The sequence below is a fragment of the Cryptosporangium minutisporangium genome (genome assembly GCF_039536245.1).
Lineage (GTDB): Bacteria > Actinomycetota > Actinomycetes > Mycobacteriales > Cryptosporangiaceae > Cryptosporangium > Cryptosporangium minutisporangium.
In genome coordinates this window covers 36,723-51,442 of record NZ_BAAAYN010000013.1, presented here as the reverse complement: position 1 = coordinate 51,442, position 14,720 = coordinate 36,723, and the positions used below count along the sequence as shown (strand labels likewise).

General features: G+C 72.4%; 13 protein-coding genes and 3 pseudogenes. 4 read left to right on the top strand and 12 right to left on the bottom strand.

Going from position 1 to position 14,720, the window contains the following annotated elements; genetic code table 11:
- The 7 genes and pseudogenes from ABEB28_RS11040 to ABEB28_RS11010 form a co-directional block, all read right to left on the bottom strand.
- Positions 1-449: pseudogene (locus ABEB28_RS11040) on the bottom strand (hypothetical protein); the annotation flags it as partial.
- Positions 446-1,204 (bottom strand): hypothetical protein, encoded by a 759-nt coding sequence (locus ABEB28_RS11035; RefSeq protein WP_345727931.1) that lies wholly within the window; start codon positions 1,202-1,204, stop codon positions 446-448. The gene ABEB28_RS11035 and the pseudogene ABEB28_RS11040, both read right to left, overlap by 4 nt.
- Positions 1,205-1,212: 8 nt before the next feature.
- A complete protein-coding gene (locus ABEB28_RS11030) occupies positions 1,213-2,235 on the bottom strand; it encodes a polysaccharide deacetylase family protein (protein ID WP_345727930.1) in 1,023 nt (340 codons plus the stop codon).
- Positions 2,232-2,363, bottom strand: coding sequence for a hypothetical protein (locus tag ABEB28_RS11025; protein WP_345727929.1), 132 nt, complete (start codon positions 2,361-2,363; stop codon positions 2,232-2,234). The genes ABEB28_RS11030 and ABEB28_RS11025 overlap by 4 nt, the downstream gene beginning before the upstream one ends.
- Entirely contained in the window at positions 2,360-3,727 is a 1,368-nt protein-coding gene (locus tag ABEB28_RS11020) for a glycosyltransferase family 2 protein (protein ID WP_345727928.1), read from the bottom strand. Before ABEB28_RS11020 ends, ABEB28_RS11025 begins: the two co-directional genes overlap by 4 nt.
- Positions 3,717-5,624 carry a heparinase II/III family protein gene (locus ABEB28_RS11015; protein WP_345727927.1) on the bottom strand — a complete coding sequence of 636 codons (1,908 nt, stop codon included), beginning with the start codon at positions 5,622-5,624 and terminating at the stop codon, positions 3,717-3,719. The genes ABEB28_RS11020 and ABEB28_RS11015 overlap by 11 nt, the downstream gene beginning before the upstream one ends.
- A gap of 4 nt (positions 5,625-5,628) precedes the next feature.
- Positions 5,629-6,975: a nucleotide sugar dehydrogenase gene (locus ABEB28_RS11010; RefSeq protein ID WP_345727926.1), complete on the bottom strand. Its 1,347-nt coding sequence runs from the start codon at positions 6,973-6,975 to the stop codon at positions 5,629-5,631.
- A 299-nt stretch (positions 6,976-7,274) separates the two neighbouring features.
- Here ABEB28_RS11010 and ABEB28_RS11005 point away from each other — a divergent pair, with 299 nt between their 5' ends.
- Positions 7,275-8,060: a hypothetical protein gene (locus ABEB28_RS11005; protein WP_345727925.1), complete on the top strand. Its 786-nt coding sequence runs from the start codon at positions 7,275-7,277 to the stop codon at positions 8,058-8,060.
- On the opposite strand, the gene ABEB28_RS11000 is transcribed toward ABEB28_RS11005, so the two are convergent.
- Positions 8,041-8,655 (bottom strand): phospholipase A2 family protein, encoded by a 615-nt coding sequence (locus tag ABEB28_RS11000; protein ID WP_345727924.1) that lies wholly within the window; start codon positions 8,653-8,655, stop codon positions 8,041-8,043. The genes ABEB28_RS11005 and ABEB28_RS11000 overlap by 20 nt on opposite strands.
- 275 nt (positions 8,656-8,930) lie before the next feature.
- Here ABEB28_RS11000 and ABEB28_RS10995 point away from each other — a divergent pair, with 275 nt between their 5' ends.
- From ABEB28_RS10995 to ABEB28_RS10990, 3 genes and pseudogenes are all read left to right on the top strand, one after another.
- On the top strand, positions 8,931-10,217 hold the full coding sequence (locus tag ABEB28_RS10995; protein WP_345727923.1) for a sensor histidine kinase: 1,287 nt from the start codon (positions 8,931-8,933) through the stop codon (positions 10,215-10,217).
- Positions 10,218-10,251: 34 nt separating this feature from the next.
- Positions 10,252-10,437 (top strand): annotated as a pseudogene (locus tag ABEB28_RS43100) (response regulator transcription factor); the annotation flags it as partial.
- A gap of 48 nt (positions 10,438-10,485) precedes the next feature.
- A pseudogene (locus tag ABEB28_RS10990) lies at positions 10,486-11,043 on the top strand (LuxR C-terminal-related transcriptional regulator); the annotation flags it as partial.
- Positions 11,044-11,076: 33 nt separating this feature from the next.
- Here ABEB28_RS10990 and ABEB28_RS10985 read toward each other — a convergent pair.
- The 4 genes from ABEB28_RS10985 to ABEB28_RS10970 form a co-directional block, all read right to left on the bottom strand.
- Positions 11,077-11,604, bottom strand: a complete 528-nt coding sequence (locus ABEB28_RS10985) for a DM13 domain-containing protein (RefSeq protein WP_345727921.1) — start codon at positions 11,602-11,604, stop codon at positions 11,077-11,079.
- Between the two features lie 128 nt (positions 11,605-11,732).
- Positions 11,733-12,437: a 4'-phosphopantetheinyl transferase family protein gene (locus tag ABEB28_RS10980; RefSeq protein ID WP_345727920.1), complete on the bottom strand. Its 705-nt coding sequence runs from the start codon at positions 12,435-12,437 to the stop codon at positions 11,733-11,735.
- Positions 12,431-13,417, bottom strand: coding sequence for an expansin EXLX1 family cellulose-binding protein (locus tag ABEB28_RS10975; RefSeq protein WP_345727919.1), 987 nt, complete (start codon positions 13,415-13,417; stop codon positions 12,431-12,433). Before ABEB28_RS10975 ends, ABEB28_RS10980 begins: the two co-directional genes overlap by 7 nt.
- A gap of 215 nt (positions 13,418-13,632) precedes the next feature.
- The gene (locus ABEB28_RS10970; RefSeq protein WP_345727918.1) at positions 13,633-14,643 is read right to left on the bottom strand and encodes an SMP-30/gluconolactonase/LRE family protein; all 1,011 of its coding nucleotides are present in this window, start codon (positions 14,641-14,643) and stop codon (positions 13,633-13,635) included.
- Between the last annotated feature and the right edge of the window lie 77 nt (positions 14,644-14,720).

Genomic DNA, 14,720 nt, shown 5'->3' with positions numbered 1-14,720 from the left:
TGAGCCGCCGCGCGCTGAGCCGCGGCTCGTTGGGGAGCGGCCTGCTGGGCCGCCGCGCGCTGACCCGCCGGCTGACCGGCCGAACGCGCCGCGGGACGTCCGGGCCAGTAGTACTCGGGCGGCCGGTGCGCGAGCGGCCACCCGCTCCGCCGCTGTTCCTCCCGCGCTCGCATCCGGTTGCGCCGCTCGTGCCACTCCTGCCGGGCGTCGGCGGCCGACACCGAGCCGTCCTCCGGGCCCGGCGCGTCCGCACCCCACCTCCACGGATCGGCCCACCCCCCGGCCCAGCCCGGTTGGTGATCCCCGACGGTCTGCGGTACCTCCCACTCGCTCGGCACCTCCCACGGCGATCCCCAACCGTCGTCCGCGGCGGCCGGTGTACCCGAGCCACAGAGCAGCACCGCCGCCGCGCCGGTGCTCACGCACGCGGCACGCGCTAGCCTCCTCATCCTGTCTCCCCCTTGGAGAACGCGCGATCACCGAGCGGACGCACGGTGAGGGCACGGACGTAGAAATCGCAGTTGTCGCCCCGGACGCCGATCCGGCCGGGCCCGGACAGCGCCGGACCCCCGAGGCCGCGGTCGACGACGTCGAGCCGGGTCTTTCCGTCCATCCGCAGCCGGATCCGGACGCCGCCCAGCACGTCGGTCGTGCTCACCTCGGCACGGCGCCAGCGCGCTGGTCCCCCGGCCGCCCGGCCGCCCGACCCGGAACCCATCCGGTGCGCGCCGAGCGTCACGTAGGTCCCGCCGTAGCTGGGCCCACCAGGCACCTTCTTCTTCACCACCACCTGGCCGTCCCGGCGGATCAGCGAGACGACGTACGTCTCCGACGGCGACCGGTACCGCACGAGCAGGTGCACGCCGTCGAACGCCCGCCGGGGGTGACCCGCCCCGCTGACCAGCGCGACCGGACGGACGTCCAGCGAGACGACGACGTTCGCCGCGACCGGCTCCCGGCCGACCACGCGGAGTACGGCCGAGTTCGTTCCGAAAGCCGACGACGCCCCGGGTCGCCGGACGTCCGGCCGCCCCGACCAGAACGCGTCCCCGGACGTGAACAGCGAACCGCTGGTGGCCACCCAGGACGCCCCGCTCATCCCGTGCCCGTACTCGTTGGCGACCAGCCGCACCGCCCCGGCCGGACGAATGCCCAGCTCCCTAGCGTCCGCAGCGAGGAGCAGCACCAGTGCAGCGACCGCCACCACCGCCCTCATTCGGCCGCGCTCCCGGCCGCGCTCTCGGCGAGGCGCGCATTGAGCAGACGCTCGGAGGTCGCGCCGTACACGACCGACCGCGGCAGCAGCCGGCGGTCGGTCCACCAGGCGTCCACGCCGCGGTCCGGGCTGGTCGAGAGCACCCCGCCGGCGAAGTGCTGGTTCACGACCGGCGCCAGGTCGCCGATACCGGCGGGTGCCCGGTCGAACGGATATCCGGGTTGGAACGGGTAGGAGAACAGCGCGGGCCGCGGCAGCCCGTGGTCGGTGAGCGCCGCCCGCGCCTCCGACAGCGCGCGGCCGATCCGCCGCCGGTACTCGGCGGCCGTCTCCCGGCGCGACTCGTCGGACAGCCAGCGACGGGCCAGCAATCCGCTCACCCGGGTACCGCGGGCGTCGATCGCGACCGGCGCCGCGGCCCTCGGCGTATCGACGCCGACCGACCAGCGCCCGGTGCGGACCATAGCCGCGAGCTCCTCCCAGTTGAGGAACCGCCGCTCGCCGACCCGCGCCGGATCGACGAACACCACGGCCGAGAAGCCGTAGCGCGCCAGCACTGCGTCGGCGTGCGTCCAGGTGCGGGCGTGACCACCGTCGAACGTCAGCAGCACCGCCCGCCGGGGCAGCGGACGACGTCCGGCCAGCGCCTCCGCGACGTCCTCGGCGGTCACCGAGCGGTAGCCGCCGGCGGCGAGCATCCGGAGCTGCGCGGCGAGCGCGACGACCGGGACCGTGAGCGGCGCGGAGCCGGACGCGAGCGGCTCCCGGGCCGTACCGAGGTCGTGGTAACCGAGCACCACGAACGAGCGGCCAGGGCGCGCCGCGGCCGCGGCGTACTCGGCTCGCTCCACGGCGGTCAGCGGGGGCAGCGCCGGGGCCGGGTAGCGGTCGGCGACCCGGACCTCGGTGCGGACGTATCGATAGGTCATCGCGGGCAGCGCGAGCACCGCCAGCCCGGTGAGGGCGAGTACCCCACCGGCCACCGCACGGACGAGCGATCCACGTCGGATAGTCCTCACGGGCCGCTCCAGTCGACCCAGTCCGACGGACGGCCGCGGGTCACGACCACGACGTAGAGCACGCAGACGAGCAGCAGCGCACCGGCCTGCGCGGCCGCGCGGCCCACCTGTCGCCACCGAGCCCTCATCCGCGGGACCAGACGTTCCTGCGGAGCGAGAGGGCCGCGTACACCAGCAACCAGGAGAGCACCGTGGCCGAGAGCAGGCTCATCAGCGGCCGGTACACCCAGCGGTGGTCGCCGCGGTTCTGGATCCGGTAGCCGAGCGCCCAGACGGACCCTTTCAGCAGGACGCCGCAGAGGTAGAGCGCGGTGATGAACAGCCCGCCGGTCAGCGGCAGCCAGACGAGATGCCGGAACGCCATCACCGGCGCGAGCAGGACCCAGGTGGCGTGGCTGTAGAACAGCAACGCCGGCAAGGGGCCGCGGCGCCAGTAGAAGAGTCCGGTAAAGCACATATTGCGTATGAAAGACTTTTTCCACCGGATCTGCTGCTTCAACACGCTGCGGAACGACTCCGGAACGTTCGTCCACGCGCGAGCCGAGCGGACGTACGCGACGCCCCACTCGCGTTCCGGGTAGTCGACGTCCCGCACGAACGGCGAGTCCGCGTGCTGCCGCTTGAGTTTGCGTCCGATCCAGCGTTGACCGAGCACGTATCCGGTGAGCTGCCGATCGGTCGCGAATCGGAACTCAGCTCCCAGGAACCGGTCGCCCGCCCAGGCCGGGAAGTAGTTCCAGACCGCTTCCCGGCGGAACGCGGCGAGCGGGCCGGAGACGCAGGTGACCGAGCGGAACACCGACTCGGCGGCCTTCGCGATGCCGAACTGCCCGTCGTACCAGACGTCCTGCACCCGGGTGAGCAGGTTGACGTCGGCGTTCAGTGCCCGGTTGTGTCCGCTGACCGCACCGAGCCCCGGATGCGCCCCGAACGCGAGCACGCACCGCTCGACCGCGTCGAGTTCGAGGACGCAGTCGGAGTCGGTGAAGACGAGGATGTCGCCGCTGGCTCGCTCGGCACCCGCGACCAGCGCCCGCTTCTTGCCGACGTTGCGCTCCAGCGGGAGATAGTCGAACGGCAGCGTCCTGGCCAGCTCGGCGAGAAGTTCCCGGGTGCCGTCGGTGGAGTAGTCGTCGACGACGACCACCTCGCGCCGCGAGTACGTCTGGTCGAGCAGCGAACGGACCGTGCGCTCGATCACCGCGACGTCGTCCTTCACCGCGACCAGGCAGGTGACCAGCGGGAAGTACGTCGCGTCCGGCGCGTCCACCGAGGGGTCGCGGTAGTTGCTGAACGACAGGTACATCACCAGGATCGTCGAGCCGAGCACGCCGATCCCGTAGATGTTGACCAGCATCTGGTCCCCGAGCTGCGCCGCCTTGACCGCGAGGATGACGGTGAGCGGCAGGAGCGCCACCAGCGCCAGCACCCGGCGCACGGTCTGCCGGAGCCCGTCGGTCTCTTCCGGTCGCTCGGTGACCTCAGTCGACATCGCACGTCCCCGCGGTGGTGACCGCGACGGTCTCCCGTGGTGCAGCGGTGATCGTCGCCGCGAGCCGGACGCCGTCCGCGCAGACGCTCGCCCGCACGGCGTCGCCGTTGATGCGTGTTCTCAGCGAGGTCGGACGGCTCGCGTACCGGCCGGAGGCGAGCAGCGTGACGTAGGTGGCGGTGCGTCCGGTGACCGAGTAGCTGACCGCATGGTTGCGGACGGCTTTGCCGTACTCCGCCGAGTGCCAGCCCTGCATCGGCCGCTGCTCACCGAACTGATCCTTGACCCGTGACCCGATCGCCTGCCGGATCTGCAGCACGGGTTCGTCCCGCTGGTCGTAGGCGGTCGTCAGCGTCGGCCCGGACACCACCCGCGCGCCCGGGAACAGGTGCCAGTGCTGCGCGTAATCGTGCACCCCCGCTCCGGTGAGCCGGTCGACGACGACGGCCAGATCCTGTCGGAGCAGGAGCACCGCGCGCCGATGCAGGACGCCGGGGTACACGGCTGCGGCCCCGGACTGGTAGGCCCAGGTCGGCCCGGTCAGCGTCCGGCCGGCTCGGACCGGCCCGGGTCCGTTCGGGCGCCCGTCGACGACGACCGTGTTGTGGGCGCGGGCCTCGCGGAAGTAGTCGGCGGCCGAGCCCTTGGCGTAGGTGTAGAGGCCCGAGTCGGGCAGCAACTCCCGCCCGGCGGAGTAGTAGAGCAGCGCCAGCGCGGCCGGGTGGCTGTGCGTGGTCCGCGGCGGCCCGACGTCGACGAGGAGCTGGGTCCGGTTCCGGGCGTCCCGTCGGCCGGGGGCGACCGCACGGAGCACGGCCTGCCCGGACGTCCGGAAGAGCACGGCGCGGGCCGCCGGTGGACGTCCGGCGGCGCCGGAGGAGAGCACGTACGCCAACTCGGGGTGGTTGAGCGGCGCGTAGAGCTCAGCGGAGCGCTCGGGACGCAGCCGGACCGACGAGCCGAACAGCGGGATCGATCCGTCCGGCCAGGTGATGTCGGTGGCGTACCGCAGCATTCCGTGGGTGCGGTCGTCGAAGCCGGGGCTCAACGCGGTCCCGGTCCGGCGTCCCCAGTTCTGCAGCGCGAGCGCGAAGTCCAGCACGTAGAAGTGGTAGAACGGCGACTTCTCGATCTCGACGCCGTCCGCATCGACGATCTGCGTCATGAAGCCGGCCAGCCGCGCGCGGGCCAGGTGCCCCCAGCTGCCGTCCGGTTCGAGCTGCGGAAACACCCGCTGGAGCAGGAGCAGCGCAGCGGCCTCGCTGAAGCCGTGGTTGTGGTTGCCCTCGTAGTTGACCGGGTCGGCCAGCGCCCGGCCGGCCCGACCGAGCGCGGCGAGCAGCGGCCCGCGCAGATCGGCCGGAAGGTCGCCGCTGCGGGCCAGCTTGACCGAGATGTTGGTCAGCGCCATCGCGCGGAACGCGATCGAGTGCGGATAGTCGATGCCCTTCCGGTCGGGGACGCGGGGGCGCGCGTCGAACCGCACGTAGCTACGCAGGATCTCGACGAGTTCGTCGCGGTAGCGGGTGTCGCCGCGCGGGGCGCCGACCCGGTAGTGCGCCCACAGCAGGTTGCTCAGCGGCCGGAGGCTGTAGAAGACGAACCGCCAGTACTGGTCGCGGTACGGGTCCTCGCGCCAGGTCAGCGGGGTGGGGAGTGCGGCGTCGCGGTAGCGGTTGATGCGCCACACGCCGCGCAGCAGCGCGTCGGCGTCGGCCTGCTCGCCGTTGTTGAACAGGCCGTACACGCTCTCGACGCCGAGCGGCAGCGGACGCGGCGGTGGCGTCGGCGCGACCTGCGGCACCGGGATCGAGACGGTCAGCGGCTCCGGGGGCGGCGCCGCGCACGCCGTGCCACCGAGCAGGACGGCGAGCACCACGGAGAGCCGACGCCGCATGCGCTCAGACCACCCGGCGGCCGGGCAGGTCCCGCAGGCGGTAGGTCGCGTCCAGGACCAGCGGCTGGGCGGCGAGCCAGCCGGTGTCCTGGCCGGCGTGTGCGGTGTGGACGATGACCAGGTCCCAGCTATGGGTGTGCGGTGCCTCGACCCGCCTCAGCGCGGTGCCGTCGACGTCGAGCGCGGTCACCAGCGGGTCGGCGAACCACACGGTGGCACCGGCACGGCGCAAGTACCGGGCCACCTCGACGGCCGGCGACTCCCGCACGTCGCTCACCCCCGACTTGTAAGCGACGCCGAGCAGCAGGACGTCGGCGCCGGCGATCGACCGGCCGCACTCCGCGAGCACCTCGCCGGCGCGTCGGGCGACCTGCCGGGGCCGCGCCGCGACCGCACCCATCGCGGCCTCCACCACCGGTGCGGGCAGCCGCGCCGCCCGAAGCTGCCAGAGCAGGTAGTGCGGATCGCACGGGATGCAGTGCCCGCCGACACCCGGGCCGGGGTAGAACGGCATGAATCCGAACGGCTTGGTTGCCGCGGCGTCGATCACCTCGGTGACGTCGAGGTCGAGCGCGCCTGCGATGTCGGCGAACTCGTTGGCCAGCGCGATGTTCACCGCCCGGAACGTGTTCTCCACCAGCTTCGTCAACTCAGCAGTCTCCAGGCTGCTCACCGGGTGCAGCGCGTCGGCGTACCCGGCGAGTAGACCGAGCGCCCGGCGTCGGCAGCTCGGGGTGGCGCCGCCGACGACCCGCGGCACCGCTTCCTGCGGGTGGCGGGCGTTGCCCGGGTCGATCCGCTCCGGCGCGAACGCGACCGCGACCTGGTCGCCGGGACGGTAGCCGCGCTGCCGCAGCGGACCGATCAGCAGGTCTCGGGTACAGCCGACGTAGCTGGTCGAGGTGAGGACGAGGAGCTGACCGGGCACCGCGTTGGCGGCGACGGTCCGGCACGCCGCGGCCAGGGCGGTGAGGTCAGGCACGAGGTGCTCGTCGACCGGCGTCGGGACACAGACCAGAATCGCCGCCGCGGCTGACAGCCGACGCGGATCGGTACTCAGCGCGAACGTGTCCGGGCCGGTCAGCGCGGTGTCCAGGCGGCTGCGGTCGGACGGGAGCAGGTCCACCGCACGAGCGCGCACCGCGGCGACCCGATCCGCGCTCACCTCGACGCCGAGCACCCGCTGCCCGGCCGCGTGAAACGCGAGTGCGGTCGGCAGGCCGACGTAACCGAGACCGACGACCGCGACGTCGAACGCGAACCGGGAGGGAGTGGGGGCGAGGTCGTCGAGCGGACCCACCAGCACTCCGAGCGGCGTGGCATCGCTCCCGGACGCGATCGATGCGGACATCGCCTGGCTCCTCTGACGCTCCGGATAGGACGTTGGGGTTGGGGTCGCCGGCAGCTCCGTCGGCAGCCGACTCAGAGGAAAACAGATATTGAGCCTTAAAATGGGATGACACGCCACGAAATGCCGCCAGCGCTGGGGATGCGAATCTTTCGGTGCGGCCCGGTAGCGGCGTCGGAGTAACTCCGGTGCGTGGCCCTTCGCGCACCCGTTCCGCACTCACGTCGACGGTTGTGCATCCGACGGAACAGCAGTTCGGTGATCCCTCGCCGGACGTCTCTCCGTCCGAAAGGCTTCCGTCGATGCGGCGTATCGCCGTCACCGTTCCGCTGGTGCTCGCGGCGTTAGCGGTCCTGTTCACCGGTGCCGTGCCGGCGTCGGCAGCCACCGGCCAGGTACTGCTGGCCGCGACGTTCCCGAAGACCACGACCGCGAAGCTGGTGACGAACGAGTACGCGTACCGCAACCCCCGGCGCACCGACCGCGTCGTGTCCCCGACCTGGGAGATGACCAGCGGGTCGTTGTTCGCCCTGGCCGGAAACGCCTGGACCGGAAAGGTCGACAACGGGCGCCCGGATGCGACGTCGGCGAAGGCGACGAACTCCGCGGTCTTCCGGATGCGCTCGCGCACCTCCACGTACGGCGACGTGTCCGTCACGACCGGTCTCGCGGTGAGCCGGCTGACGACGACGGCGTCGACGCCGCGGCAGAACTGGGACGGTGTCCACCTCTGGCTGCGGTACCGATCGGAGTTCTCGCTGTACGCGGTGAGCGTCGCGCGGCGGGACGGCGTCGTGGTGATCAAGAAGAAGTGCGCGGGCGGACCCAGTAACGACGGCACGTATTACACGCTGCGCCAGGTGAAGGGCGTGCCGATCCCGCTGGGGGCATGGCGGACGGTCGCCGCGTCGGCACGGAACAACCCCAACGGGACCGTGACGCTCACCGCGTCGGTGGGTGGGAAGGTGGTGACGACCGCGACGGACGCCGGGATCGGGTGTGCGGCGATCCGGGCCGCCGGTCGAGTCGGCGTCCGCGGCGACAACACCGAGTTCCGGTTCACGAAGCTCACCGTGACCGCCCTCTGAGCCGCCGATCCGCGCGAGCCCGCGCGGTGCAGACCAGGTTGATGACGACCGGGGCGAGGGTCAGGGCGGTGGCGAGCAGGATCCACCGCAGCGCGGGCTCCGGGCGGGGATCGCGCCAGTCCTGTCGCCACGAGTTGGCGACCACCACCGCGTGGTACGCCCCTGCGGCTACCGGGCATCCGATCGCACCCCGGAGTGCCGCGCACCGGGCGTCCAGGGCACGGCCGAACGCGGCGTCGATGGCCGCACGTGCCCAGGGACCGAGCGGCTCGCCGATGCGGGCGGCGTACCGCAGCAGGTCATAGCCCAGGTCGTGGGCCCGGCACGCGACCGAGAAGTCGTAGCGGGTCGGACCGGTCGGTGCCGAGCAGGCACCCTCCGGCGCGACCCACGCGCCGTCGACCCGGACCGGCCGGTACCCCATCGTCGCCGCGAAGTCGCCCGGCAACTCCAGCCGCTCCTGCCCGGTCAACGCCCGTACGGCGGCACCCGCCGCGCTGGTCCGCCGCGCGTCCGGCACCGCCATCGCGGTGTCCCCGCCGAGTAGCCCGGCCAGCAGGACCGAGACCAGCACCGTCCACAATCGCCGCTCCACCGCTCATCACCCCTCCCGGCAGCGGATCTGCACTGCCGAGCGGGACGTTAGGAGCGCCTTCGTTGCGGATCGTCCGGCTCAGGCGGGATCTGAAATGTCGTACGCCAGGGTGACCCGGGGCGCACGTCCTTCCGAGGTACCACCGCACGGGGCCACCGGAGCCGACGCGCGACCAACCCCGCCGGAGCGGGCCCGACGGCGTCATACCGGGGTACTCCCTCGATCACCCACACCGGTATGACGACCTGGGTCAGGCCGGGTCCTACGCTTCCCACGTGCGGATACCGACACTGTCGAGGAATCGCGCCGACCGCACGGACGGACGGCGCACCCGCGTGCTGTCCACTCTCCGAAAGGTCGCCGCGCTCGGACGCGCCGATCCCGCGGACGTACGACACGCCCGGGTGCTGGCCGCACTCTGGATGCTCGCCGCGCTCGGTGTGTACTTTCCGATCGCGCTCCTCGGGACGCCGCCGGTGCTCGACGTGGACGGCGATCTGCTGGCGGTCGTCGCCGTCGTCATGACCGTTCCGTTCTGGCTGCTCCGCAGTTATCCGGTTGCCGCCTGGTACGCCGCGGTGGTGGTCGCGGTTGTGCTGCCGTCCACCCTTGACGTCCTCAACGAGGATCCCTGGCGGTGGCCGCCGCTGCTGGGCGTGACCCTGATCGCGGCGTACGCGAACATCTGCGCTCGGACCCCGCGCCGCATCGCTGCCGGGGCCTGGGTGAGCGCGCCGGTCTTGTTCTGGGTCTACTCCGTCCCCGAGGGCCGGCCGGGCTGGCTCATCGTGCTGGTCGCGATCGCGGTCGTCACGGACATCACCCGGACGCTACGGCGCACCCGCCGAGCGCTCGGCCAGGAGCGGGCGCTGACCGAGGCGGAGAAGGAGCGGCGGGCGGTGCTCGAGGAACGGGCCCGAATCGCCCGCGATCTGCACGACGTCGTCGCGCATCACATGTCGATGGTCGTCGTGCAGGCCGAGACCGCCCCCTATCGGCTGACCGACCTCTCCGTCGAGGCCACCGCCGACTTCGCCGCGATCAGCCGGACCGCCCGCGAAGCATTGAACGAGGTCCGCGGTCTGCTCGGCGTCCTGCGCAGCGACGAGATCTCCGCCGACCTGCGTCCGCAGCCGGGCCTCGCGGACCTCGCCGATCTGGTCGCGACGGCGGTGCGGGCGGGTGCGGACGTCGAGGTGGCCGAGGTCGGGGAGCGACGTTCCGTGCGCCCCGGCGTTGACGTCGGCGCGTATCGGATCGTCCAGGAGTCGCTGGCCAACGCCGCACGGCACGCGCCGGGTGCACCGGTGCGGGTGGAGGTCGAGTACTCTCCGGACGCCGTCGAACTCAGCGTCGTCAACGCCGCGACGGCGGACGGTCGCCAACCCGTCGAACGTCCCCAGCTCGACCCGGGCGCGCCGGAAGGGCACGGCCTGACCGGGATGGCCGAGCGAGCCACCGTGGTCGGCGGTGAGCTGCGGGCGGGGCCGACACCCGACGGCGGGTTCGCCGTCTGGGCCCGGCTCCCGACGTCATCCCTGGAGGCCATGGGTGAGCGATAACGGTGTCCGCCTGGTCGTCGTCGACGACCAGGCCATGGTGCGGCAGGGTTTCGCCGCGCTGCTGGACGCGCAGCCCGACTTGTCGGTGGTCGGTCAGGCCTCCAACGGGGCCGAGGCGGTGGCGCTGGCCCGTCGGGTCCGCCCCGACGTCGTCCTGATGGACGTACGGATGCCGGTGATGGACGGGCTGGAGGCCACCCGCCAGATCCTCGACGGACCGGCGGAGCGGCCACCACGCGTCCTCATGNTGGTCGGTCAGGCCTCCAACGGGGCCGAGGCGGTGGCGCTGGCCCGTCGGGTCCGCCCCGACGTCGTCCTGATGGACGTACGGATGCCGGTGATGGACGGGCTGGAGGCCACCCGCCAGATCCTCGACGGACCGGCGGAGCGGCCACCACGCGTCCTCATGCTGACGACGTTCGACCTCGACGACTACGTCTACGCGGCGCTGCGGGCCGGTGCCAGCGGCTTCCTGCTCAAGGACGCACCCATGGCCGACCTGGTGCAGGCGGTCCGGGTGGTCGCCGCCGGGGAGGCGCTGCTCGCGCCCTCGGTGACCCGGCGGCTGATCGCCGACTTCGCCCGCCGGCCGGCCACCCACCGCGCGCGTCCGGAACGGCTCCGGGTACTGACGCCTCGGGAGTCCGAGGTGCTGACGCTGATCGCTCGCGGGCTGTCCAACGGAGAGATCGCCGCAGCGCTGGTGGTCGCCGAGCAGACCGTGAAAACGCACGTCGGCCGGATCTTGGCCAAGCTGGACCTGCGCGACCGCGCCCAAGCGGTGGTACTCGCCTACGAGGCAGGCCTGGTGGAGCCCGGGAACTAAGCCGATGCTCGGCTGCGGACGTCAGGCCGCAGCCTACGCGGCGGTCAGCTCGGCGGCGCCGAACGAGACGTGGAACCGTGCGCACCAGATCGAGATGCTGGTCAGCGTCTTCAGGTCGGCGCTCGCCGGCACCGGGTAGTTCTGGCTACCCAGGTTGCCCTTCAGATCGCCGAGCTCCACGTGCTTGCCGTCGTCGAACACCCGCCAGCCCGACGTCCCCTCGATCACCGGCTGGTCGGTCAGCCACACCTTGAGGTCCGGGCCGTCGGAGGTCTTCAGGTTTTCGATCCGCAGGACCCGGCTGCCGTCCGGCAGCTGGAGCAGCGCGACGGTGCCGGAGGTCTCGTGCTCGTGGGTGATCAGCTCACCTCGGGCGAGCACCGTGGTCGTGGCGGCGGCGGTGCTGCCGCTCTCGGACGGGCCGGCGCTCGGGATGCTCGGCGCCGCCTCCTCCACCGTGGTGTTCGTGAAGGCCCGCCACGGCTCGAACAACACGAGCGCGGCGCCGAGGCCCAGCCCGACGATCGCGACAAGGGTGAACAGCAACGGCCGACGACGCACCGGTGATCTCCTCTGACAAGAGCGGCGCTTCCGGACGGTGGCGCCGAGGTGGCCCCGACCGTAACCGGAGCCGCGCGGCCGGCCCGTCAGCTGGCTGACTCTGTAGGGATTCCGTAAGAACTCACGAGTCAGCCCGCGGCGAGCACGGGGCCGGCGTCGAACTCGATCACCACCGGCGCGGGGGTGTCGAGGACGGCCAGGCAGGCCCGGTACCCGGGGCCGGGATCGAGCGTGCGGAGCACCGTCCGGCCGGGCAGGTCGTCGCGGTGCGCCCGGACGAGAGTCGGTGCGACGTCCGGGGCGCTGACCACCACCTGCGTCAGGCCGACACGAAGGCCCTCACCGGTCGCCTTGAGCACGGCCTCCTTACGCACCCAGTACGTGACGAGGTCGTCGGGGGACGCCTGTTCCGTCGCGGAGAGCACCAAGTCCCGCACGTCGACGTCGCCGCGTCGCTCCACGAGCTCGACGTCGACGCCGAGCGGGCCGGTGCGGCCGATCGCCACCGCCACCCGGTCACCGGAGTGCGAGACCGAGCACTCCCAACCGGCCACCGGCAGGGCGGGGCGCCCGTGCGGCCGGTCGCAGTCCGGGCAGGACCGGGACACCGCCAGCCGCTCCGGCGCGACGCCCAGGTGCGCACCGCCGAGGACCCGCAGCAACGCTGCGGCCACGGTGAAGCGGGCCCGGTCGGCGTCCCGACGGAACGCCGCACGGCGGTTCCGTTCGCTGGGATCGAGCAGGTCGACCAGCGCGTCCGGCCGGCCGTCGCTCAGCGGGCGTGCCCACCAGACTTGGCACTCCCCCGGCCGTACCGGGGGAACGCTCAGCACTGCTCGGGTTCGGCGATCGCCGTTGCGTCCGGCCGTCCGGCCGCGGCCTCGGAGGGCGTCGGCGCGTCGGTGGCGGCGACCGCGGGCGGCACCGTCAGCGTCCGCTTCGGCGTCGGGGACGCCTTGGGCGACGGGGACTTCGACTTCTTGGTGGTCGGCGAGCCGCCCCCGGAGCCGGAGTACATGTAGACGCCGGTGCTGGCGGTCGAGCCGCTGGAGAGGTCGACGCCGCTGACCGTGGTCACGTGCCCCTGGAGGTCGGTGACGCGGACGCGGTACGGGCCGCCGCCGGGGTTGTTCGCGATGAAGTAGCCGTCACCGCGGCGGGACGTCGTCTGCCAGCCGTTGCCGCCGTCGATCTCGACCCTGGTCAGCTGGTTGCCGTGGTTGATCGGCAGCAGCGCGACGTAGTACGGGGTGGCTTCCTCCACCTTGAACTTCAGCGGCCCGGGCACCGCCGGGTTCGCGACCGCACGGTAGGTGACCGGGATGATGCCGGCGTCGGGGTCGGCGAGCTGCGAGAACGCCTTCTCGCTCAGGTCGATCTGGCCGGGTGTGCAGGGCGCGCACGCGTCGATGACCATGACCCGGACGGTGTTGCCGTTCGGGCCCGTGATGTTGAAGTACGTACCGCAGGCCGCGCCCTTCTCGAACTCGTCGAAGCCGAGCGCGAGGTACATGCCGTCCGCGGGCGGGCCGTCGTACGAGCAGCCGGAGCCGCCGGACGCAGCGAGGTCGAAGAAGGTGGAAGTGCCGGAGCGGGAGTCGCCTGGCTGGGGCACCGCACCCGGTACCGCGGCCCGCAGTGCGCGCGGCTCCATGGCGCACGCGGCTTCGGACAAGCCCTTGAACGCGCCGACCAGCAGGATCACCGAGGCGAGCACCGCCACGCCGATGAGCGCCGGAGCGCCCCAGCGTAACCAGCCCTGCGGCCTGCGCCGACGTCCCTTTTGCTGTTTTTCGATACTGGGCTCAGCCACTTCCAACGACCCTCTTCTCCCCCGGCGGACATCCTGCCTCACACCGTCAACGGTGACCACCGCCGCCCCCGAGGGACACAGGGGTTTGCAGCCGAACGTGTGAGGTTCTCATCCGTCCGGCTGGGCCAGATCGGTACATCTCACCGCTGAACGGAGGTCAGCAGCCCACAGCAAACCGCAAGGCGTCCGCACCCCACTCGTTGCCTCCCGCAACCTCAGGGAGCCGAGCAGATCGCGATCGCCTCTGCCGTCAGCGAGCCCAGGTAGACCGTGCCGCGGTGTTCCCGGACGCCGGTGACGAACGGGTAGCGGCGGCCCGGGTCGTGCAGGTCGTGAACGATCCGGCCGGCGTCGTCGAGCGCCACCACCCAGGTGGTCGGGACGGGCCCTGGGCGGAGCTTGTCGGGCAGCGCCCAGGTCAGCCGGCGGGCGATCCCCGGCAGGGGGCTGACCCGGTCGAGCAGCGCCTTGCGCGGCGCCGCTAATGCGACCCAGATCAGTCCGTCACTGCCGGTCGACACGTTGTCCGGGAAACCGGGCAAACTCTCCCCGAACGACTCGAACGTGCCGGCGCGGTCGCCGGTGAGCCAGAGGCGGGTCAGCGCGTAGGCGCCGGTCTCGGCGTACACCAGGAACGACCCGTCCGCGGACACCGTCACGCCGTTGGCGAAGAACAACCCGTCGCGGACGACCTCGACGACGCCGCCGGGATCGCGGCGCAGCAGCCGTCCGGTGCCGGAGTGCTCGAGGATGTCGGCTTCCCAGTGGTCGAGTGCGAACCGCTGGGACGAGTCGGTGAACCAGATCGTGCCGCCGACGCCGATCGCCGCGTTGTTGCAGACCCGCAGCGGCACCCCGGCGGCCTCGGTGGCGAGCGTCTCCACCAGCCCGGTGGCCGGGTCGACGCGGAGCAGTCCGCGCTGGGCGTCGCAGACGACGAGCGTGCCGTCGCCGAACAGCTCGACGCCGAGCGGGCGGCCACCGGTTTCGGCGATCACCTCGATCCGCTCGGCGCCCTGTTCGGCGCCGGGAGTGATCGCCAGGATCCGGCCGTCCTCGAGTCCGGTGAGGACGCGCCCCTGCTCGTCCACGACGACGTCTTCGGGGCCGGTGCCGGGCACGGTGATCACCCGGAGCGGCAGGTCCGGCGCCCCCGGCGGAAGGTCACCCCAACCGGGCTTCGGCGGCGGCGTCCAAACGACCGGCTTCAACGGCGGTCGCGCCATGGGGTTGCCTTTCGTCCGACGTGGAGCCCGACCAGGGCGGGGCTGCCGATCGCGGCCAAAGGCGCCGCGTATTGGTC